Below are 20661 nucleotides of genomic sequence, written 5' to 3' on the forward strand. Positions count from 1 at the left end.
GCGGAGCGCCTTCCATGAGCCTCGTGTTCGAACCCGCGGTCACATCCGCTCCAGCGGACCTGCAGCGCACCGACGTCGCCTGCTTCGTGGGCTTCGTCGGCCGCCGCCCGGGCCGGCCGCTGCCGCCGGCCCTGCTGGCGCAGCTGGAGGCGGCCGGGTGGGTGAACGGGCCGTGGCGGCGCCCGGCCGCGCAGATCGAGAGTCTGCTGAACGTGCCGCTGGCCCTCGACAGCTGGCACCTGTTCGACCGCTACTACGACTGGGACCGGCGGCCGCTCGATGCCGCCCGGCGGCGCTTCTGCGCGAGCTACCTCGGTGCCGCCGTTCGCAGCTTCTTCGCCCGCGGCGGCCGCAAGGCGATCATCGTGCGCGTCGGCGATCCTTGGCCCTACCTGGAAGCGAGCGCGCAGCGCGTGCGCCGGCGGCCGCAGCGGCTGGACCTGCTGCTGCCGCACGACCGCAGCTTCGAGCCGCACGACCCGTCCACCTGGCAGGGCCTGCACCACCTGCACGGCCTGCCGGACGACAGCCTGCTGCTCCTGCCCGACCTGGTCGATGCCTGCGCGCCGCTGCCGCCCCCGCCCGAGCCGCTGCCGCGCCTCGCGCCGGTACCGGAAGGCTTCGCCCCCTGCGACGTCGAAGCGCCGCCGGCGCAGGACACCCCGCTGCACCGCATCGCCGCGCCGCGCCTGCACCACACCGGCTACCGCCGCTGGTGGGCCGCGCTCCGGGCGGCGCGCGACTTCCTCGCGGCGCAGCAGCGCGCCACGATGCTGGTCGCAGCGCTGCCGCTGCCGCTGAACACCACGCATGGCCCTGCCAAGGTGCACGCGCAGGCCGAGTTGCTTGCGTACCTGCAGCAGGTAGGCGTGCTGCGCAGCGCCGTGGCGGAAGACACGCGCCAGGGCCGGCCGGCCGAGGCCTTGCTGCAGTTCGCCTGGCCGTGGCTGCGCACCCGCGCCGCCGAGGGCGACCTGCCCGAAGGACTGGAGCCGGCCGAAGGCGTGCTGGCCGGCCTGATCGCCAACGGCGCGCTGACGCAAGGCACGTTCCGCTCCGCCGCCGGCGACCGTTCGATTCCGCTGCTGCGCGACGTCGGCGGCGCCGAGCCCGTGCCGTCCTGGGGCCTGGGCGACGAGAGCCCCGCCGGCCGGCTCGCGCGCCGCGTCTGCCTGTTCACCCCCGGCCCCGGCGGCTGGACCCTGCAGTCGGACGTCACCACCTCCGCGCAGGAACCCTGGCGCTTCGGCGGCGCCAGCCGGCTGATCGCCGCCATCCTGCGTGCGGCCCGCACGGCCGGAGACGCGGCGGTGTTCGAGCCGAACGGCGAGCGCTTGTGGGCGCGCCTGCGCGGCACGATCGAGGACCTGCTGGAAGGCTTCTGGCGCGAAGGCGCGTTCGGCGGCAACAGCATGGCCGAAGCGTTCAGCGTCCGCTGCGACCGCACGACGATGACGCAGAACGACCTCGATGCCGGCCGGCTCGTGGTGGTCGTGCAGGTGCGGCCCGCGATGGCCATCGAACGCATCACGGTCGTCCTCAAGCTGGCGCACGCCGCCAGTGTCGGGACGCCCGTTGCGGAGGCCGCATGAGCGACGGCTCCCTTCCGATGCATGTCTTCCGCTTCGAGGTGAGCTTCAAGCGCGTGGGCGGCGGCAGCGGCGCCGTGGACGTGTGCAGCGGCTCGTTCTCGGAATGCAGCGGCCTGGAGGCCACCATGGAGCCCAAGGTGATCAAGGCCGGCGGCGCCAACTACGGCGCCACCCAGCGGCCGGGCCAGGTGAGCTTCGCCACCGTGGTCCTCAAGCGCGGCATGACGCGCACGCGCGACCTGTTCCGCTGGTTCCAGATGGTGGCCGGCGGCGCCTACGCGTACCGGCTCGCCGCGGAGATCGCGGTGCAGGACGGGCAGGGCCGCACGGTGCTCACCTGGGGGCTGGACCGCTGCCTGCCGGTGAAGTTCAAGGCGGCCGACCTCAACGCCAAGGGCGCCGAGATCGGCATCGAGGAACTGCACCTGGCGCACGAAGGCCTGCGCCTGCTCGATGGAGGCGCGTGATGGCCTGGCTGCCCGACGCACCCACGGTGGCCTCGGCCACCTTCAAGGTCCTCGAAGGCACCGGTGCCGGCCGGCCGCCGTTCGACGTGCAGTTCAATCCGGCCTCGCTCGAATACACGATCACCAACGAGTTCGACGACCGCAACGGCAACAACGGCGCGCGCCAGTTCGTCAAGAAGAGCAGTGCCAAGCTGACCATGACGCTGGTGTTCGACACCACCGAAACCGGCGCCTCGGTGCGCGACGTCACGGCCAACATCGCCGGCCTGCTCGAGCCCGCGAAGGATGGTTCCAAGAAGTTCGCGCCCAAGGTCGAATTCGGTTGGGGCAGCTACAGCTTCAAGGGCGTGGTGGAGCAGTTCAAGGAGACGCTGGACTTCTTCTCCGCCACCGGCGTGCCGCTGCGCTCCAGCATCAACCTCACCCTGGGCAGCCAGGACGTGGAGTTCCAGAGCAACCGCAACCCGGCCCCGGCGGTGGACCGCAGCGCGCAGCCCGAGCCGGTCGCGGCGCCGCCGGGCCGCGGCGCCGCTGACGTGGCCAGCGCGCTGGGCGATCCGCGCGCGGCCCGCGCGATCGCAGGGGCCAATGGCGCCGGGAGCCTGCGCTTCGGCGCCGGCGCGGGGCTGTCGGTCGGCGGGGAGATCAGCCTCGCAGCGGCGGCCGATTTCTCGGCCGGTGCCGGCGCCGGCCTGTCGATCGGCGGCGGGGCGGGCGTGTCGCTCGGGGGCGGTGCCGGACTCTCGATCGGTGGCGGCGCGGGTGTGTCGCTCGCGGCCGGCGCTGGCATCGGCGCGGCGCTCACTGCCACCGCGGGTGCCCCTTTCGCCAGCCTGCGGGTGAGCCCCCCGAGCGTCGGTGTCAACGTCGCCGATGCGCGTGCGGTGCTGCTGCCGCCATCGCCGGTCTCGGGTGCCGCGTCGTTCGGGCCGGGCGGCCGCGCCGTGGTCACCGCGGGCGGCAGCCTGAGCGCCGACGTCGGCGCCGGCGCCGACCTGCATGCCCGCCTGGGCTTCGGGAGCTGAACATGCCGATCACCTTCGAGGAAGTCTCCGCCGACATCGAGCGCGAACCGCGCACCGAAGCACCGGCCGAACCCGCCCCGCCGGCAGCGGGCCCCGACCTGGGCGCGCAGCTCGAACAACTGCTGCGCCTGCGCGCCGAGCGCGAAGCGCGCACCTGCGACCGCTGAAGGACTTCCATGCCCGAGACCAGCGTCAGCCGCTCCGCCATCTTCAGCGCCCGCCCCACGCTGCGCATCGCGGGCCAGGCGGATGCGCGCCTGTCCGCCCTGCTCACTTCCATGAAGCTGGACGAATCCGAGGGCGGCATGAGCCGGCTGGAGCTCAAGGTGACGAACTGGGTGGCGACCGGTGGCGGCCGCGCGGAGCTGGCCTTCGATGCGAGCTCGACGCTGAGACTGGGCGCGGAGCTGGCGGTGTACGCCGGTGACGAGGCGAGCCCGCGCGAGATCTTCAAGGGCCGCGTCAGCGCGCTGGAGATGGTCTGCAACTACGGCACGCCGCCCGAACTCGTGGTGCTGGCCGAAGACGCGCTCGGCGCTGCGCGCCGCGCGCGCCGCAGCAAGGTCTACACGCAGGTGTCGCCTGCCGATGTCGTGAACGCCATCGCCGGCGAGCTGTCGCTCACGCCCAGCGTCAGCGGCCTGACTTCGCCCCAGGGCACCTGGGCGCAGCTGGACGAAACCGACCTGGCGTTCCTGCGCCGCCTGCTCGCGCGCTTCGACGCCGACCTGCAGGTGGTGGGCAACCGGCTGCAGGTCTCGCCGCGCAAGGACGTGCAGCGCGGCACCATCGAACTCACGCTGTACAGCCAGCTGGCGCGCGTGCGCATCACGGCGGACCTCGCCGACCAGGCCACGGCCGCCACCGTGTCGGGCTGGAACGCGAAAGACGGCACGGCGGTGAAGGGCGAGGCCTCGGCCCTCGCCAACGCCGGCCCCGGCCGCGGCAAGAGCGGCCTTGCCTGGGCGCAGGAGGTCTTCGGAACGCGCAGCGAGCACCTGGCCGCGCCGGCGGTGTTCGCCAGCGACGAAGCGCGTGCGGTTGCCGAAGCCGCGCTCGACCAGCGCGCCCGCCGCTTCGTGCGCGCCGAAGGCGTCGCCGAGGGGAATGCGCAATTGCGCGTCGGCTGCAGCGTGCGCCTGGCCGGCATCTCGCCGCAGTTCGACAACACCTACTACGTCGTGCGCGCCTGCCACCTGTTCGACATGACGCAGGGCTACCGCACCGAGTTCAGCGCCGAGTGCGCCTACCTGGGGAGCTGACCACCATGCAGCGCGACCTCGTGTTCCCCGCCCCGCCCGCCTGGGCCGCCTCCGGCCTGCTGGCGCGCGTCGTTTCGCTGAACGACCCCGAGGGCATGAACCGGGTGCAGGTGCGGCTGCTCGCCTTCGACGCCGTCGCGCAGCAGGACGCGCCCATGTGGGCGCGCGTCGTGGCGCCCTTCGCCGGCAAGGACCGCGGCGTGTTCTTCCTGCCCGACGTCGACGACGAAGTGCTGGTGGTCTTCGTGCAGGGCGACCCGCGCCATCCCCTGGTGCTGGGCGGCGTGTGGAACGGCAGCGCCACCCCGCCGGCGAGCCTCTCCGGCGGGCAGAACCAGACCAAGTGCATCAAGTCGAAGAACGGCATCGTCGTGACGCTGGAGGACCGCAGCGGCCAGGAGAAGCTGCAGCTCGAAACGCCCGGCGGCTGCAAGCTCACGCTGCAGGACGGCCCCGGCGCGGTGACCATCGAGGACAGCAACGGCAACAGCATCAAGCTCGAAACCGCGGGCATCACCATCCAGGCGGCCGCCAAGGTCACGGTGCAGGCCTCCAGCGTCGCGGTGAGCGCGGGCATGGTCACGGTCGACGCCGCCATCTCGAAGTTCTCCGGGATGGTCAAGTGCGACGTGCTGCAGACCAACGCCGTGATCAGCAGCAGCTACACGCCCGGCGCGGGCAACGTCTGGTGAGGATGCGATGGCCCACCATCCGGTGATCGTCGGTGCGCCGCGCGGCCTGCGCCGCAGCCTGCAACCCTGGCTGCTGCAGCGCACCGACGACGACTTCATCCCCGCCACGCTGGACGACCTGCGCAGCCCCGCCGGCGAGGACCGCCTGCGCGCGCTGCGGGCGCAGGCCAGCGACGGCAGCGGTCACCTCAAATTGTTCCAGCCGATCCAGCGCCAGTTCCACCTCGCGCTGGTGGAGGCCTGGTGCGACACACCCGGCGAGCCGCGGATCGCTCCGGCGCGCGTGCAGGCCGCGGGCATGGTGCTGCGCCGCATCGGCGCCGGCGACCGGCCGGAGGGCTGGATGCGGTCGAAGGGGCGGATCCGCGGCTGGCTGCCTCTCGCGCGCGTCGGCGGTGCGGATGCCGATCCGGCGGCGGCGCGGCGCGCCGACCGGCAATGGACCGGCGTGGCCGACATCGACCGCCAGCTCGCCGGCTTCCGGCGCGAGGACGCCGACAGCCTGCTGGAGGAAGACGTGATCCCGCTGTACGTCGCGCCGCCGGACGTGTGCGCCGACGCCGGCCGCACGCTGTACTACGGCAACGTGCCGACGGTGAGCGGCGAGATCGGCGAAGCCGACGCCGACTTCGGCGCCGCCCCCGGCGTCGACTTCGGCCCGCGCTCGCAGGCCTTCCGCGACCACCTGGTCGAGGGCTTGCGCGGGGAAGCCATGGACCTGCCCCGTGTCGGCGAGCGCCTTGCCGCCAGCTGGCTGGCCGACAGCGAGCAGGCCGGCGCCGACCTCAAGCTGCGCCGCTTCGTCCTGCTGCTGCGCCAGCTCGCCAGCGAATTCGATGCGTTTGCCGCGCCGACGCATCCGGCGCTGCAGGCGCTGCAGCGGCTGCAATTGCCGCTGAAGCAGCGGAACGTGAACCAGCAGCGCGAGACGGTCCGGGCCGACACCTTCCTGCTGGCCGCGCAGCGCATCGTGCTGAGGGGCGAGGCCGCCGACGCGCCGGAAATGCCCGAATCCTGGCCGGCGATGGATGGTCGAACGGCCGGCGAGCTCGCCGACGCCCTGCACGCCGCCATGCGGGCGCGCTTCGTCGCGATGAAGGCCAAGGCCGGCCGCTTCGACGAGCCGCAGGCCCGCTACCAGCTGCGCGCCTTCGTCCGCCTCAAGCCGGAAGGGCCGTGCCCCGCCCGCATCGTCTGGAGCGAGCCGAGCGATGCCTTCGTGATCGCTGCGTGGTACGAGGGCGCCGGCGCGCCGCCGGTGCAGATCGCGCTGCCCGATCCGTCCGACCGCAACCTGCTGGCCGCCCTCAAGCCCAACGTGGCGTTCGTGGTGCCGCCTTCGCTGCAAAGCCTGCTCTCCGGCAGCACCAAGGACCTGCTGGCCGGCGGCGGCAAGAGCAGCAGCCTGGGGCTCACGTGGATCTGCGGCTTCAACATCCCGATCATCACGATCTGCGCCTTCCTGGTGCTGAACATCTTCCTCACGCTGTTCAACCTGGTGTTCGGCTGGCTCTTCTCCATGAAGATCTGCCTGCCGTTCCCGAAGATCCCGCCGAAGGGGTGATGCCATGAACCGTCCCCTGATCGGCTGGCCGCTGCTGCCCCTGCCCGACGACCACGGCGAGCTCGCATGGCCGGAGCTGGCGAAGAGCGTGCGCGACGGCATCCGCGCGATCCTCAGCACCCGGCCCGGCGAGCAGCTGATGCGCCCCGAGTTCGGTGGCGGGCTCGAGCGCCTGCTGCACGCGCCCAACACGGTGGCGACGCGGCGCGAGATGCGCGACCTGGTGCGCGACGCGCTCACGCAGTGGGAGCGCCGCATCCTGCTCGATGGCGTGGAGGTGTGGGAGGTCGAGAACGACGCCAGCCAGGTGCGGGTGGAGATCGCCTACCGGCTGGCGCGCACCGGCGAGGCCGCGGCCCTGAACGTCTCGGTGGACCTGGAGGGCTGATCCATGCCCATGCTGCCGCCTTCGCTCGACGACCGCCGCTTCGACGACCTGGTGGAGGAGCTGGTCGCGCGCATTCCCGCGCACACGCCGGAGTGGACCAATCCGCGCCTGGGCGACCCGGGCCGCACGCTGATCGAGCTGTTCGCCTGGCTGGGCGACGCGCTCCTGTACCGCGCCAACCTCATTCCCGAGCGCCAGCGCCTGGTGTTCCTCAAGCTGCTGGGCATGGGCCTGCAGCCGGCGCGGCCGGCGCGCGGCATCGTCGGCCTGGCGTTCGCGCAGGAGACCGAGCTCGGGGCCCACACGCTGGCGCCGCGCGCGAAGCTCAAGGCGGCGCTGCCCTTCGAGACGCTGGCGGAAACCACCGTGCTGCCGGTCACGGGCGAGTGCTACATCAAGCGCCGCATCGCGCCCGCGGACGCGGCGAAACGCAGCGACATGCTGCAGGGCCTGGCGCGCATCCACCGCATCAGCGGCGCCCTCAAGGCCTACGAGACGACGCCCGTGTTCCCGCAGGGCCGCGCGACGCCGGCCGGCGTCGACGTCTTCGCCCAGAGCGCCGACCGCGCCTTGTGGGTCGCGCTGCTGGCACCGAAGGCGGCGCAGGCACCGCAGCAACCCACCGTGAACGAAGCCGCGCGGCTGGCGCTGGGCGGCGGGAACGCGGCGCTGCCGCCGCTGCTGTCGGTGGGCCTGGTGCCCGCCGTCAAGCCGCCCACCGTGTTCGAGGATGTCACCACGCCCGTCGCGGTGCCGGTGCTGTGGGAGATCACGACGCAGGGCCGCAGCGGCTTCGAGACCGACTACCTGACCTTGCCGGTGCAGGCCGGCACCGACTCGAGCGGCGGCCTGGCGCGGGCCGGGACGCTGCGCCTGCAGTTGCCGGACGAGAGCCTGATCTGGGCACCGCCCAACGACGTGGGCGTGAATCCGCATGCCGGCGTGGGCGACGTGCCGCCGCGGCTGGACGACCCCGAGCGCGTGGCGCGCGTGATCGCCTGGCTGCGCCTGCGCCCGCTGCCCGGGCAAGCGGTGGAGCATCTGCCGCTGGCCTGGCTGGGCGTGAACGCGGTGGAGATCGAACAGCGTGCCACCCTCGAGGGCCGCGTGCTGGGCAGCTCCAGCGGCGCCGCAGACCAAGCGTTCGCGCTGCCCTTCGGTTCGGTGGATGCGGCCTCGCTGCAGGTCGAAGTGGAAGCGCCGGGCCGCGGCTACGAGCCGTGGACGCGCGTCGACGATCTTGCGGCGGTGAGCGCCGATGCGAACGTCGCGCGCGACGCCACGGCCTACGAGCTCGATGCCGAGGCCGGCACCCTGCGCCTCGGCGACGGCGTGCGCGGCAAGGTGCCCGAGCCCGGCATGCGCGTGCGCCTGGCGCTGGGCCGCTTCGGCGGCGGACGCGCCGGCAACCTGGCGCCCGATTCGCTTTCGGAGCTGAACGGCATCCGCATCGATGGCCAGCCGGCGCCCGCGATCAAGGTGCTGCAGCCGCTGCCGCTGGCCGGCGGGGAAGATGCCGAGACCCTCGCATTGGCCGAGCGCCGCATCCCTGCCCGCCTGCGCCATCGCGACCGCGCGGTGACCGAGGAGGACTATCGCCGCCTGGCCTTCGAAGCACCTGCCATCGACGTCGGCCGGGTGGAGGTGCTGGCGCGCTTCAAGCCGCGCGACCGCCGCTTCGAGGTGCCGGGCGTGGTGAGCGTGCTGGCGCTGCCGGCCGCGCCGCTGGCACCGGCGCCCAATCCGCGGCCCGACCGCCCCTTCATCGAGCGGCTGCATGGCTTCCTCGCGGCCCGCACGCCGCTGGCCACCGAGCTGTACGTGATCGGCTGCGACTACGTGGCCGTCGGCGTATCGGTGGCGATCGCGATCCGCGACGGCTTCGCGCGCGACCAGGTCCTGCTCGACGCGACCGCGGCCCTGCGCCGGCTGCTGTGGCCGCTCGCGCCGGGCGGGCTCGACGCGCAGGGCTGGCCGCTGGGGCGAGCCTTGCGCACCCGCGAACTGGAGGTGGAGGTCTCGCGCGTGCCGGGCGTGGACGAGCTCCGCGGCCTGCGCCTGTTCCAGCAGCGCGAGGGCGACTGGCAGGCCCTGCCCGAGATCGCCGCCGATGGCGCGCAGGTGCTGGTGTTGCAGCGCTGGCAATTGCCGGAGCTGCTTTCCATCGTCGCGATCGAAGGCGCTAGCGCACCCACCAACCTGCGCGCGGTGCCGAATCCCTTCGCCGAGCCCTCCGCGGTGGCGGTGCCCGTCGTGCCGGAGCTGTGCTGATGGACGCGAACGGCCTGCGCTTCTGGCTGCTGGGCGAGGCGGCGCATTTCCCGGGGCTGGAACACGTCGCCTGGGACGCCGGGTGCCGGCTGCTGCGGCTGGCCTCCGAGCGCACGCTGCAGGCCGCGCTGGCGCCGGCAGCGGCCTTCGCGGCGGCGCAGTCGGCGCTGGAGCGCGTGCCGCGCGCGATCGACGCGCTCGGCTGCGTGGCGCGCTGGGATGCGGCGGCCGGCACGGTGCGCGTCAAGAGCCCGCTGCCGGATGAAGTGGACCTGCTGCCGCTGGCCGAACCGCCCACCGACCTGTGTGCCGCGCCCGACGGCATCCTCTACATCGCGCTGCCCACCGGCGTGCGATTGCATGACCTGCGGGGCCGCTGGAACGACGTGAGCGTGGCGCTGGCCGGCTTCGTGCCGTGGCGGCTCGCACCGCATGCGGACGGCGGAGTGTGGGTGCTGGAACGCGGCAGCGGCCGCATCGCGCGCCTCACGGGCCGCCCGATGCGCACGGAAACGCCGCAACCCGACGACTACGACCCGCGCGTGTTCCGGCCCGCGCCGGAAAATGCCTGCGCGCCGCAGCTCGCGGACACCCTGGCGCCGGCGCTGGAGCTGGCCGAGAACCCGGTCGCGATCGCCTCCGGCCCCGACGGCGCGCTGCTGCTGCTGTCGTGGGCGGCCGAACAAGGCAGCGCGCGCGTGCGGGTGTGGCAGTCCGGCGCCTCCTCGGCCGGCCAGGTGCTCGCGCTGCAAGGCGCCGCCTTTGCCTATTCCGCGGCCTGGCTCGCGCCCGACCGCATCGGTGTGCGCGTGCCCGGCCGCCGCGATGTCCCGGCCTTCGACCTGCCGGCGACCGACGCTGCGAGCGTGCCGCCGGCGGGCGAGGTCTATCCGCTGGCCAGCGACGCGGTCGAGGCGCCGTTCGCCAACGGCGTCGCGCAGCCACCGCACTACCCGCTGGCGGACGGCGGCGCCGATGCGCTGTACCCGCTGTCGCTGCGCCAGCTCGCGCGCAGCGGCACGGCAAGCACTTACGCCGGCAGCGCCGCGGGCCTGGTCGCGCGCCGCATCGACAGTGGCGACACGACCACCGTGTGGCACCGCCTGTTCGCCGAGGCCGCGCTGCCGCCGCACACCGGCTTCGTCGCCTGGGTCGCCGCGACCAACGAGCCGGCACCGCCGGCCGACGACGATCGCCTGGCCTGGCACCCGCATGGCTTCGGCGCCGACATCGCGGTGCTCGATCCTGCGATGGCGGCACCGCAGTTGCCCGTCGCGGCGTGGGAGCCGGTGGCCAGCGAACTGCCGCACCATCCCGGCCTGCTGCCCGGTGCACGCGAGCCCGGCGTGCGCGGCCTGTTCGGCGTGCTGCTGCAGGATGCGCACCGGCGCGTGCGCGCCATCACGGGGCGCTACCTGTGGCTGAAGCTCGCCTTGCACGGCGACGGCCGCGCCACGCCGGAGATCGCCGCGCTGCGGGCCTGGAGCAGCCGCTTCTCGTATGCCGACCGCTACCTGCCGCGCCTGTACCGCGAGTCCGTGTTCGGCGCCGCGGCGGCATCGCCCGGCGAGTCGCTCGCGCGCATCGACGACGCCTTCCGCACCGACCTCGATGCCGGCAGCGGCCCGGGTGCCGCGTTGCGCGCGCGCCTGGCCTTGGAGCAGATGAAGCTCGGCCCCGCCGCCGTGGTGGAGACGGAAGATCCGGGGAATGCCTGGCTGCTGCGCGACGGCCCGCGGGCCTGGCGGCTACGGCGCGAGAACGACGGCATCACCGTCTACCGGCCGCGCGCCACGCCGGCCGACTTCCAGGACCGCCTGCTGGCCAACTTCGAAGGCGTGCTCACGCGGCTGGAGGACCAGGTCGCCGCGGCGCACCTGCTCACCGATCCTTCGGTGCTGGCCGACGAGCGCCTCGACTGGCTGGCCGGCTGGATCGGCGTCGCCTTCGACGCGGCGCTGCCTGCCAGCCGCCGGCGCGACTGGCTGCGCGCCGCCCCCGAGCTCGCGCGCTGGCACGGCACGCGCACCGGGCTGCGCCTGGCGCTCGACATCGCCACTGGGGGCGCCGTGCGTGGCGGCGAGGTGCTGGTGGTCGAGGACTTCCGCCTGCGCCGCATCCTCGCCACGCTGCTCGGCGTGGACCTCGCCGACGAGCGCGATCCCCTGCTGCCCGGCCTGCAGGTGAGCGGCAATTCGGTGGTGGGCGACACGCTCTTAATCGGCGACCGCGAGCGCGCCGAACTGGCGGCGCTGTTCGATGCCGGCCAGCTCGGGGCGGCAGCAGAAGCCGCGGCGCTGGACTTCGACGGCCGCCTCGCGCACCGTGCCACCGTGCTGGTCCACCAGGAATTCGAAGCGCAGGACCTGGCGCTGGTGCGCCGCATCGCGCAGCTCGAGGCACCGGCGCACGTGCAGGTGCGCGTGGCCGCGGCGACGTGGCCGCTGCTGGTGGGCATCGCCAGCCTGGTCGGCGTGGACACCTACCTGGGCCCGGCGCGCGTCGCGCGGCCGGTGCAGGTGCAGCGCAGCGCGCTGGGGGCGGGCGACTACCTGATCGCCGCAGCGGCGCTCGACCCGCGGCTTTCCGGCGCGCAGGCGACGCTCGCACCGCCCGAGGCCGCCGCCGGCAGCGACCGCGTCGAGCGCGGCGGCGCCAGCTTCATCCTCGACGGCAGCGGCTCGCGCGCGGCGCCGGGGCGGCACATCACCGAATACCGCTGGCGGTGGCTGCCGCCCGGGGAAACCTGAAACACGCAGGAGAACGCCATGGCCGATTTCGTGCCCGGAGTGGAGATCAGTACCGAAGCGCCGACCATCGAGGTCACCGTCAGCCCCGACCGGCCGCTGCCGCTGGGGCGGCAGCTGTTCCGCCTGGTGGTGGTGGACAGCGCCGGCAACATCTCCAAGCCCGACCAGGTGGAGGTGATCATCGCCGACCAGGATGCGCCGACCGCGGTGCTGCGCGGCCCCAAGGTCACGCCCTTCGGCCAGAGCTTCGGCATGGACGGCTCGGCCTCCTTCGACGCCGGTGGCGGCAAGGTGGTCAAGTGGATCTGGACCTACCTCGGCCCGGCGACCTGAAGGCGCCGTCATGGCCAGCTTCGTCATCGGCCAGCCGCTCACGACGCCCGAGCCGCGCGTCGTGGTCGACGCCGGCCTCAAGCCGGGCTTGCACCGCTTCCGGCTGGTGGTGGTGGACGACGGCGGCCAGGCCTCGAAGCCGGACGAGGCGGTGGTGGAGGTGGCCGCGCGGCTGATCCCGGGCGAGGTCGTCACGCCCGTGGTGCTGAACCCGGATCCCATAGGCCGCGTCGTGAATCCCCCGATCGTGGCGCCGCCGCTGCGGACCCTGAGGAGACCGAAATGAGCATCCAGGCCTTCGCTGCCGACCCGCTGGTGGCGCAGCCGCGCGCCGACCGCCTCTCCTACGCCACCGGCATGCTGCTCGATGCGCAGGACTTCAGCGACGAACAGACCTACCACCGCGGCCGGCTGGCGCGCGCGCTGGCCTTCCTCGCCGGGCCGGGCACGCTGGCCGGCCTGGAGGTGCAGCACGTGCCCGGCACCGCGACGCAGGTGGAGGAGATCCGCGTGCAGCCCGGCGTCGCCGTGGACCGCCTCGGCCGCCTGATCGAGCTGCCCCGCGCCGCCTGCCTGCGCCTGCCCCGCTGGTTCGACGCGACGCGCGACGCCGATGGCGGCGACACGCTGCGCCAGGCCGCCTACGAGAACCTGGGCCGCTTCGTCTCGCGCCGCATGACTGACGAGGGCACCGCCCTGCCGGCGCGCGCCGTGGTGGCCGACGTCTTCCTGCGCTTCGCCGCCTGCGCGCGCGGCCTCACCCCCAGCTTTGCGCAAGGGCCGTTCGACGCCCTCAACGCGGTCTCGACCTCGCGCCTGCGCGATGCCTGGGAGCTGCTGATGCTGCCGCGCGCCGGCCTCGCCGACAGCTACAGCGGCCTGCCGCTGCCACCGGCCGCCGCCGCGCTGTCGGACCCGAACACCACCGCGGCCCAGCGGCGCGACGCGCTGCAGGACGCGATCCTGCACGGCTGGGAGGGCAGCGGCCACGCCGGCGGCAGTGGCGGCCTCGCGAGCGCACCGGAGCAGCCGCCGGCGCTCGATCCGAGCGCCGTCTTCCTCGCGCGCGTGTTCCTGCCGGTCGATGCGGCGACGCCGCCCGCGCGCAGCGCCGATGCCCCGCGGGTCGACAACTGGGCGCGGCATTTCCTTCCCGCGGCGGCGCTGGTGGCGCAGGCCGCGGGGCTGTAGACGAAAGATGGCCATGGCGATCACTCTCACCCAGGGCGCAGCCCGCGAACGCATCGATCCGACCGAAGCCCCGGCGCTGCGCAGCCGGGGCGTGCTGGTGGAGGACCCGCGGCGCGAGCGGCCCCGCTACTTCGACGGCCGCTTCCTCGCCGCCCGCGACCTGATCCGCGACCAGCAGTACTTCCTCACCCGCGAGGCGGACCTCGGGCGTGCCGCCGGCAGCGGCGTGGCCCACGGCCTGGACGTCGCGCCCGGCGACACGCCCCACACCCTGCGCATCGCCGCGGGCCAGGGCATCACCGGCGCCGGCGAACTCGTGCTGCTGCCCGCCACGCTCGCCGTGAACCTGGCGGACATCCCGCAGGCCGAACAGCTCTCGGCGCGCTTCGGGCTCTCGCGCCTGCCGGCGGCGCCGCTGCGCAGCCGCACCGGCCTGTTCGTGCTGGGGCTGCGGCCGGTGGAGTTCACCGCCAACCCGATCGGCGCCTATCCGACCACGCTCACCGGCGCGCGCACGGTGGAGGACGGTGACGTGATCGAGGCCACGGCGGTGGTGCTGATCCCGTGGCAGGACGACGGCGCGGCCGACGCGCTGGAGGTGCGGCGCGGCACCGCGGCCCGCACCCTCTTCACCCAGTCCACCGCCGCCGGCTGGTCGGCCAACGTGCTGCCGCTGGCGATGATCGCGCTGCAGTCCAACACCATCGTGTGGATCGACGCGCCGCTGGTGCGGCGCGAACTCGGGGCCGACCGCGGCGACCTGCCGGGCCTGGGCCTGGCGCCGCGCGGGCTGCGCCTGGCGCACCTGATGCAGTACCAGTCGCACCTGGCCGATGTGGTGGCGCAGTTCCAGGGTCGCAGCTTCCCCGCCGCCGCGCAATTCCCCGCACTGCCGCCGGCCGGGCCGCTGCCGCCCGGCATCATCGACACGCGCGACTTCACGCAGCGCTTCTTCCCGTCCGAGGTCGACGTCGATTTCTCCATCATCCCGGAGGACGAACTGCCGGCACTGGTGGAAGAGTCGCTGGCGCTGCCTCCGATCGATTTCCAGGCTTCGCAGGCGGCGCTGGACCTCACCGCGGTGCTGGTGCTGGCGCCGGTGCCGCGGCAGGACTTCGCCACGGTACGGGCGCGGCTTTCCGCCGTCACGCGGCCGCTGAAGCCCGCGGCGCCCAACCTGCTGGCCCAGCGCAAGCCGCTGGAGATCCTGCAACGGCTGCGGCTGCCGCTGCCCCTGCCGGCGGTGGATGTCGCCAATCCCTCCGATGCCGAATGGGCGCGCCTGGCCAACCTGCCCAGCCTGTGGTTCGTGCGGCGGCGCAACCTGGCCTACCGCGACGACCTGGTGGGCACGCCCACCGCGGTGGCCGGCGGTGCCGATGTCGTGGTGGAGCGGGCGGTGCGCGAACGCGTCGAGTCGCTCGGCCTCACGCCCTCGCTGGACCGCGTGCTGGCCGCCTCCAGCACCAAGGCCGCGGCCAACGTGGTGTCGCTGCTGGCCTCGCCGCGCGTCGCCGCCTCGCCCACGCTCACCGCCGCGACGCTGGGCGCGCTGAACGCCAGCGCCGGCAGCGGGGCCGAGGCGCAACTGGATCACGCCAGCGTGCTGGGCGTGCGCTCCGCCCTCGCGAGCGGCGTCGGCGAGGGCCTGGAGAAGATCGAACGCAATGCGGCCGACGACATCCAGGCCAACGCGCTGCAGCGCCTGGCCAGCAACGACAAGTGGCGTCGGCTCGATGCGGAGGCGCGCAGCGCCGACGCGACGCGGCTGCAGGACCTCGGGGCGCGGCTGACGGGCGGGACAACGGCCACGGCGAGCACCGAGCCGGCGGATGCGGCGCCGTCCGCGGACGAAGCGACGGAGTCGCCGGCGCCTGCCGATGCTGCGCCAGCGGGGACCGCGACGCGCGCAACTTCGTCGCCCGCTGCATCGGCGCCCGCTGCATCGGCGCCCGCTGCATCGGCGCCCGCTGCCTCGGCGCCCGCTGCCTCGGCGCCCGCTGCCTCGGCGCCCGCTGCCTCGGCGCCGACTGCGACGCCGCGAGCCACGCCGGCGCCCGCCGCGCCACCCGCCCGCAAGGCCGCCGTCGTCCGCAAGGCGGTCGCCACCAAGAAGACCGGTCCCAGCCGCGGCGGGACCAAGGGCTGAGGCCCGCAGGGAGCCTGTCGTGAGCATCACCCCCATCCGCGATCCGCTGGCCGGCGAACGCGTCGTCGGCCTGTCCCCGGGCAGTGCCACCGAAGCCGCCAGCGACTGGCGGCGCCGCCCCCATGTGTTCCCGGGCCGCGCGCTCACGGCCGGCGCGCTGGCGCAATGGCAGGCGTGGCAAAGCGGCCACCTGGCCACCCGCGGGCAGGACTGGACGCCCGGCGTCGTCGACGGCCTGGAAGTGCAGGCGCAAACGCCCGAAGGCGGCAGTTCCGCCGACGTGGAAGTGCAGGTCGCGCGCGGGCTCGGCCTGGCGGCGACCGGCGAGGACCTGGTGCTCACGCGGCCCCTGCGCTGCCTGCTGGCCGACGTGCCGGTGGTGGCGCCGCCGGGCTTCTTCGTCGATGGGAGCGGCGTGGAGCCCGGCGTCGAGGGCGACCCGCCGACGCTGCGCGAACGGCGCATCGGCGCGGCGCTCGGCGCCCTGCCGGCCGCGGCGCAGGCCACGCTGCTGCCCTTCGGCGTGCTGCTGCTGCAGCCGGTCACGGTCGATCGCTCCAGCATGGACCCGATGGACCCGTGCGAGCGCAGCGCCTGCGACGAAGGCACGCCGGGCGATGCGGCGGCGTTCGAGGACTGGCGCCTGGCCGATGCCGCGCGCCTGCTCTGGTACGTCTGGCCGGGCGAGTGGCGCGGCGTGCCGGCCGTGGGCGACGCGCAGATGCGCAATGCGCTCGCCTGGACCGTGTTCCAGGCCGAAGAAGCCCTGGCCGAGAGCGAAGTGCTGCCGTGGGAGGAATGGGGCCTGCCGCTGGCGCTGGTGGCGCTCGATCCCGCGACGCGCCGTCCCCTGTGGCTGGACCGCGCCAGCGTCGTGCGCGCCGGCGGCCGGCCCCGCGATGCGCGCCTGGCCAACACAGGCGGCGCGCTGCTGGCCAGCAGCCGCAAGCCGGCGCTGTGGCAGGCACGCATCGAGCAGCTCGCCGAACAGGTGGCCGCGGCGGGCGAGCCGTCGCCCGCCGCCAGCGAACTGCGCGCCGGCTTCTCGCGTTTCCTGCCGCCGGTGGGGCTGCTGCCCAAAGCGGTCTACGTCCCCGACCTCACCGCGCCGCGCTCGGAATTCTTCCCGGTCGGATTCGACCTCGACGCCGTGCCGGTGCCGATGGAGCAACTGGACCTGCCGGTGCGCGCCAACGCCTCGCTTGCGCCCTTGTCGCCTGGCGCCGCCGAGAGCGTGCGGCTGCTGGTGCCGGTGCCGCTCTCGTCCTGGGAACCGCGCCTGCTGCTGCGCGAGAACGTGGACCCGGGCTTCCAGGAAGTGCTGGACGAGAACCTGCTGCGGCGCGCCCGCACCCTGGGCTTGCGCCAGGGCCTGCGCAACCGCCTCTCGATGCTCTCGCACGCGCTCGACGGGCGCGAGCAGCAGGTGCCCGCGTTCAAGGACGATCCGCTGGCGATCGACAACGAGTCGCTCAGCCCCTGGGGCCCGCCCCCGCCCGGCGGCGGCCACCGCAGCGCGCTGCTGGCCGGCGTGCACCAGCACTTCTTCGACGGCGCCGACCCGCCTTTCACGCCGCAGCCCGGCGAGTCGCTGTTCGTGTGGGCCTGCCTGGACCCGGACCACCCGCCGCGCACGCTGATGCTGCAGTGGCACGGCGCCGACGGCTGGGAGCATCGCGCCTTCTGGGGCGAGGACCTGATCGCCTGGGGTGCGGCCGCGACGCCGGCGCACCACCGTGCCGGCAACCTGCCGGTGCCGGGCAAGTGGGTGATGCTGGCCGTGGATGCCGCCACGGTGGGCCTTTCGCAGAAGACCGTGGACGGCATGGCGTTCACGCTCTACGACGGCCGCGCCGCCTTCGGTCTGGCCGGCGCCCGCACGCCGCAGACCTGGCGCAAGTGGTTCTGCAACTTCCTGCCGACAGGTGCGCGCGTACAGGGCGACGAGTCCTGGGACCTGCTCAGCGCCAACGACCTGTGGTCGCCGTTCGAGCCGCACGACGGCGTCGTGCCCAGCCTGCCCGAGGTGCAGTCCGGCGGCGGCGATCCGCTCGGCGGGGAGGCGCAGCAGGAGCCCGAGACCCTCGCGGTGCCGGTGAGCGGCTTCAACCTCTCCTACCCGGTGGCCGCGGGTTGGCGCGGGCACAGCCTCAGCTTCGCGGGCAGGCAAGTCACCATCCCGCGCACGAAGGCGGACCGGCTGGTGGCCTGGATCTATCTGGACGAACTGACGCCGCCGCGCTCCATCTGGGTCGGCATCCCGTGGACCGGGCTCAAGCCGGTCGGCGAGGACCGCCTGGCCAACTTCCGGATCGCGTTCTGGGGCGAGAACCGGCTGCAGGACCTGGTCAAGATCTCCAGTGCGTTCACCGAATTCAACGCCCGCACGCGCCATGCCGGCGCCTTGCCGCAGTCCGGCGTCTGGGTGCCGCTGGAACTGCCGGTGCCCGCGCCCGGCGAACGCAATCCCGACACGGACATCCAGGCGCAGTCGCTGACCTTCATCGTGTTCGGCGGCAACATGGCCTTCAGCGACCTGCTGCAGGTGCCGCAGGACCAGGGCCTGGCGCAAGGGACGCGCCTGTGGCCGGAAGGCACGCCGACCGGCGACACCACCACGCCGCCCTACCTGCCGCAGTTCGGCGCCAAGCTGGTCGCGCAGCACAACCTGGGCGTGCTCACGCCCACGCCCTCCTCGCGCATCGGCACGGTGAAGGTGTATACCGAACTGGCCGCCGACCCGCTGATCCAGCGCCTGTCCGGCCACGAGCAGTCGCAGCTGCTGCTGCGCGGGCTCTCGGCCTTCGCCGACTACCTGCGCACGCGCATCGACCGCGCCGACGACATCACGGACTTCGGCTTCGCGCACATGCAGGTCGACATGCACCGCATCCGCCAGCTGACCATGAGCGCCAGCGATGCCGGCCGGCTCGCCGTCTCGCCGACGCTGGCCGCGCTCGCCACCGCCGACAGCGCGATCGTGGTGCAAAAGCAGATCGAGGAATACGTCAGCACCGTCAAGAAGCGGGCGCTGGCGATGCCGGCCGTCGTCGCGCCCACGCCGGCGCCGGCGGCGCAGCCCTTGCGGGCCGGCATCGCGGTGTCGGCGGTGATCGGCACGGCGGCGAAGTCGACGCTGACCACGACGGCCACGCGCCTGAACATCGCGCGCAACGTCGTCGCCGAAGCCACGCTGATCCGGCCGGCCAGTGCGCCGCCGGCGATCGTGTTCGCCAACCCCGTCGTCGGCCTGGCGGAGATCCGCACCACCGCGATCGCCGAACGCCTGAGGAATCCGCCCTCGCCCGAAGCGCGCAACTACGCGCTGGCCAACCGGCAGCGCACGGTGCTGTCGCTGCTGGGCCTGCTGGAGGACTTCGCCCGCGAAGACAGCGGCGCGGTGCCGGCGGTGTTCGCCGACTTCCAGATCCCCGGCCTGCCCGGCGATCCCTTCCTCGCCGGCGCCACCGGCCTGAAGCGCCCGCTCACCGACCTGCGCGGCAACCAGGCCCTGCAGGACGCGCTCGCGACGCCGCCGCCCAGCGACGAAAGCACGCTCGACGAGTCAACGCTGTTCTCGCAGGCCGTGAGCCTGTCGGACATCACGGTGGCCATCCTGCGCCAGCTGGAGGCCCGGCTCGCGATCTACCGTGACGCGCTGGCGCGCTGCGACGGCGCGCTGGCCGCGCTGCGCGGCGACATCGACGCCATGAACGGACGCCTGGCCCAGGTCGGCGACGCGCTGGCCGAGGCCCGCCACGACGTGAGCGTGGCGCGCGCACTGCTGGCCGAGGAGACCGAGCGCATCGACGGCATCAACGCCCGCCGTGCGCGCGTGCTGGCCGAGGAGGTGAAGTTCATCGCCTACGTGCGGCCGCGCGAGATCGACAACCTGCTGGCCACGCCGGCCCGCGCGGTCGATCCCGGCCTGGTCGAGCCCGCCGTGCCCGCGTGCCTGCGCGAGCACCTCGACGCCCCCGAGGAACTGCTGGACATGCTGCGCGTGGTGCGCGAGGCGCCGGCGAACTGGTTCGTCCGCGTCCCGCCGCTGCTGCAGCGGCTGGACAAGGTCGACCACCTGGTGCGGCTGATCGGCAGTGCGCAGGCGCGCGCCGTGACGGGGCTGGCCGCGCCGCAACTGGCGGTGAGTCGCGCGACGCCGGTCGGCAAGCTGGCGACCGGCATCGCGCAGGTTGCCGTCCGCCAGGCAGAGGCACTGGCGCCGCGCTTCGCCGCGCTGCAGGTGCTGGACCTGCAGGTGCTGCAGGCAGCGAGCTGGCAGGGCGTGCGTGCCGAGGCGGAAAAGGTGGTGAGCTTCGGCGACCTGGCCGAGGGCGCCCACGGCCGCGCCGACGTCGCGCGCGCGGCGGCGGCCGAACTCGACCAGATCCGCGGCGTCAGCGCCTGCCTGCATGCGGAGTTCAGCGGCGTGCTGCCGGTGATCCGCCTGCAGTGGGCGGAGCTGCTGTCGGAGTTCGACGCGGCGCCCAACCTGCGCAACCTCGGCAGCCTGCCGCGCTGGGCCGAGGTCGCCTACCTGGATCGACGCCAGATGCAGTCGTACGTGGACTGGCTGTTCGCGCAGGTCGAGCCGGGGCAGCCGCAGGCGGTGGCACTGGTGAACGACGTGGTGCGCATGTGCCTGCTGCTGGCCAGCCACGCACCGGTGGATCGCATCCTGCAGGGCCGGCTCGCGCGGCCTGCGACGGGTGTCAGCCCCGGCGTGCGCATCCCGCTCACCGTGCTCGATCCGAGCCGGCTGCGCGTGGGCATGCAGGCGCTGCTGTATCGCAACGACACGCTGGTGGCGCGCGCGACGGTGGAGGATCTCGGAGCGCAGGAGGTGGCCGCGCGCGTGGTCCACACGGCGCAGGCGCGCGTCGACCTGGGCGACGACGTGCGGGTGCACTTCGACACCGAGGCGATGGTGAGCCTCGCCGCGGGCAGCGCGCAGCGCACGCTGTTCCGCCGCTGAGG

15 protein-coding genes are annotated in these 20661 nt (G+C 73.9%); all 15 read left to right on the forward strand.

All coding sequences use genetic code 11. The annotated features are described in order from the left end of the window. Nucleotides 1–14: 14 nt before the first annotated feature. The 15 genes from JI746_RS02635 to JI746_RS02705 are packed head-to-tail and all read left to right on the forward strand — an operon-like array spanning nt 15 to nt 20659. Nucleotides 15–1592, forward strand: coding sequence for a phage tail protein (locus tag JI746_RS02635; RefSeq protein ID WP_201687211.1), 1578 nt, complete (start codon nt 15–17; stop codon nt 1590–1592). Beyond that, nucleotides 1589–2059 carry a phage tail protein gene (locus JI746_RS02640; RefSeq protein ID WP_201687212.1) on the forward strand — a complete coding sequence of 157 codons (471 nt, stop codon included), beginning with the start codon at nt 1589–1591 and terminating at the stop codon, nt 2057–2059. Before JI746_RS02635 ends, JI746_RS02640 begins: the two co-directional genes overlap by 4 nt. After that, nucleotides 2059–3084, forward strand: coding sequence for an MGMT family protein (locus tag JI746_RS02645; protein WP_201687213.1), 1026 nt, complete (start codon nt 2059–2061; stop codon nt 3082–3084). The genes JI746_RS02640 and JI746_RS02645 overlap by 1 nt, the downstream gene beginning before the upstream one ends. A 2-nt stretch (nt 3085–3086) precedes the next feature. Continuing rightward, nucleotides 3087–3251, forward strand: a complete 165-nt coding sequence (locus JI746_RS02650; protein ID WP_201687214.1) for a hypothetical protein — start codon at nt 3087–3089, stop codon at nt 3249–3251. 9 nt (nt 3252–3260) lie between these two features. Further along, nucleotides 3261–4346, forward strand: coding sequence for a phage late control D family protein (locus JI746_RS02655; RefSeq protein ID WP_201687215.1), 1086 nt, complete (start codon nt 3261–3263; stop codon nt 4344–4346). A gap of 5 nt (nt 4347–4351) precedes the next feature. Continuing rightward, nucleotides 4352–5038 (forward strand): phage baseplate assembly protein V, encoded by a 687-nt coding sequence (locus JI746_RS02660; RefSeq protein ID WP_201687216.1) that lies wholly within the window; start codon nt 4352–4354, stop codon nt 5036–5038. Between the two features lie 7 nt (nt 5039–5045). After that, nucleotides 5046–6602, forward strand: a complete 1557-nt coding sequence (locus tag JI746_RS02665; protein ID WP_201687217.1) for a hypothetical protein — start codon at nt 5046–5048, stop codon at nt 6600–6602. Nucleotides 6603–6606: 4 nt separating this feature from the next. Next, nucleotides 6607–6990 (forward strand): GPW/gp25 family protein, encoded by a 384-nt coding sequence (locus JI746_RS02670; RefSeq protein ID WP_236599486.1) that lies wholly within the window; start codon nt 6607–6609, stop codon nt 6988–6990. 3 nt (nt 6991–6993) lie between these two features. Next, nucleotides 6994–9261: a putative baseplate assembly protein gene (locus JI746_RS02675; RefSeq protein ID WP_201687218.1), complete on the forward strand. Its 2268-nt coding sequence runs from the start codon at nt 6994–6996 to the stop codon at nt 9259–9261. Next, nucleotides 9261–12011, forward strand: a complete 2751-nt coding sequence (locus tag JI746_RS02680) for a phage tail protein (RefSeq protein WP_201687219.1) — start codon at nt 9261–9263, stop codon at nt 12009–12011. Before JI746_RS02675 ends, JI746_RS02680 begins: the two co-directional genes overlap by 1 nt. Before the next feature lie 18 nt (nt 12012–12029). Further along, on the forward strand, nt 12030–12344 hold the full coding sequence (locus JI746_RS02685; RefSeq protein WP_201687220.1) for a hypothetical protein: 315 nt from the start codon (nt 12030–12032) through the stop codon (nt 12342–12344). A gap of 10 nt (nt 12345–12354) precedes the next feature. After that, complete coding sequence (locus JI746_RS02690; protein WP_201687221.1) at nt 12355–12630, forward strand: hypothetical protein; 276 nt, start codon at nt 12355–12357, stop codon at nt 12628–12630. Next, nucleotides 12627–13535 carry a hypothetical protein gene (locus JI746_RS02695; RefSeq protein ID WP_201687222.1) on the forward strand — a complete coding sequence of 303 codons (909 nt, stop codon included), beginning with the start codon at nt 12627–12629 and terminating at the stop codon, nt 13533–13535. Before JI746_RS02690 ends, JI746_RS02695 begins: the two co-directional genes overlap by 4 nt. A 13-nt stretch (nt 13536–13548) precedes the next feature. Next, a complete protein-coding gene (locus JI746_RS02700; RefSeq protein WP_201687223.1) occupies nt 13549–15684 on the forward strand; it encodes a hypothetical protein in 2136 nt (711 codons plus the stop codon). Nucleotides 15685–15703: 19 nt separating this feature from the next. Continuing rightward, nucleotides 15704–20659 carry a hypothetical protein gene (locus JI746_RS02705; protein ID WP_201687224.1) on the forward strand — a complete coding sequence of 1652 codons (4956 nt, stop codon included), beginning with the start codon at nt 15704–15706 and terminating at the stop codon, nt 20657–20659. Nucleotides 20660–20661 lie beyond the last annotated feature (2 nt).

The organism is Ramlibacter alkalitolerans (assembly GCF_016722765.1).
GTDB lineage: Bacteria > Pseudomonadota > Gammaproteobacteria > Burkholderiales > Burkholderiaceae_C > Ramlibacter > Ramlibacter alkalitolerans.

Coding starts and splice junctions, on each gene's coding strand:
- JI746_RS02675 (WP_201687218.1), top strand. CDS start 6,994: ATGCCCATGCTGCCGCCTTCGCTCGACGACCGCCGCTTCGACGACCTG.
- JI746_RS02685 (WP_201687220.1), top strand. CDS start 12,030: ATGGCCGATTTCGTGCCCGGAGTGGAGATCAGTACCGAAGCGCCGACC.
- JI746_RS02695 (WP_201687222.1), top strand. CDS start 12,627: ATGAGCATCCAGGCCTTCGCTGCCGACCCGCTGGTGGCGCAGCCGCGC.
- JI746_RS02660 (WP_201687216.1), top strand. CDS start 4,352: ATGCAGCGCGACCTCGTGTTCCCCGCCCCGCCCGCCTGGGCCGCCTCC.
- JI746_RS02650 (WP_201687214.1), top strand. CDS start 3,087: ATGCCGATCACCTTCGAGGAAGTCTCCGCCGACATCGAGCGCGAACCG.
- JI746_RS02655 (WP_201687215.1), top strand. CDS start 3,261: ATGCCCGAGACCAGCGTCAGCCGCTCCGCCATCTTCAGCGCCCGCCCC.
- JI746_RS02690 (WP_201687221.1), top strand. CDS start 12,355: ATGGCCAGCTTCGTCATCGGCCAGCCGCTCACGACGCCCGAGCCGCGC.
- JI746_RS02670 (WP_236599486.1), top strand. CDS start 6,607: ATGAACCGTCCCCTGATCGGCTGGCCGCTGCTGCCCCTGCCCGACGAC.
- JI746_RS02680 (WP_201687219.1), top strand. CDS start 9,261: ATGGACGCGAACGGCCTGCGCTTCTGGCTGCTGGGCGAGGCGGCGCAT.
- JI746_RS02700 (WP_201687223.1), top strand. CDS start 13,549: ATGGCGATCACTCTCACCCAGGGCGCAGCCCGCGAACGCATCGATCCG.
- JI746_RS02665 (WP_201687217.1), top strand. CDS start 5,046: ATGGCCCACCATCCGGTGATCGTCGGTGCGCCGCGCGGCCTGCGCCGC.
- JI746_RS02640 (WP_201687212.1), top strand. CDS start 1,589: ATGAGCGACGGCTCCCTTCCGATGCATGTCTTCCGCTTCGAGGTGAGC.
- JI746_RS02645 (WP_201687213.1), top strand. CDS start 2,059: ATGGCCTGGCTGCCCGACGCACCCACGGTGGCCTCGGCCACCTTCAAG.
- JI746_RS02635 (WP_201687211.1), top strand. CDS start 15: ATGAGCCTCGTGTTCGAACCCGCGGTCACATCCGCTCCAGCGGACCTG.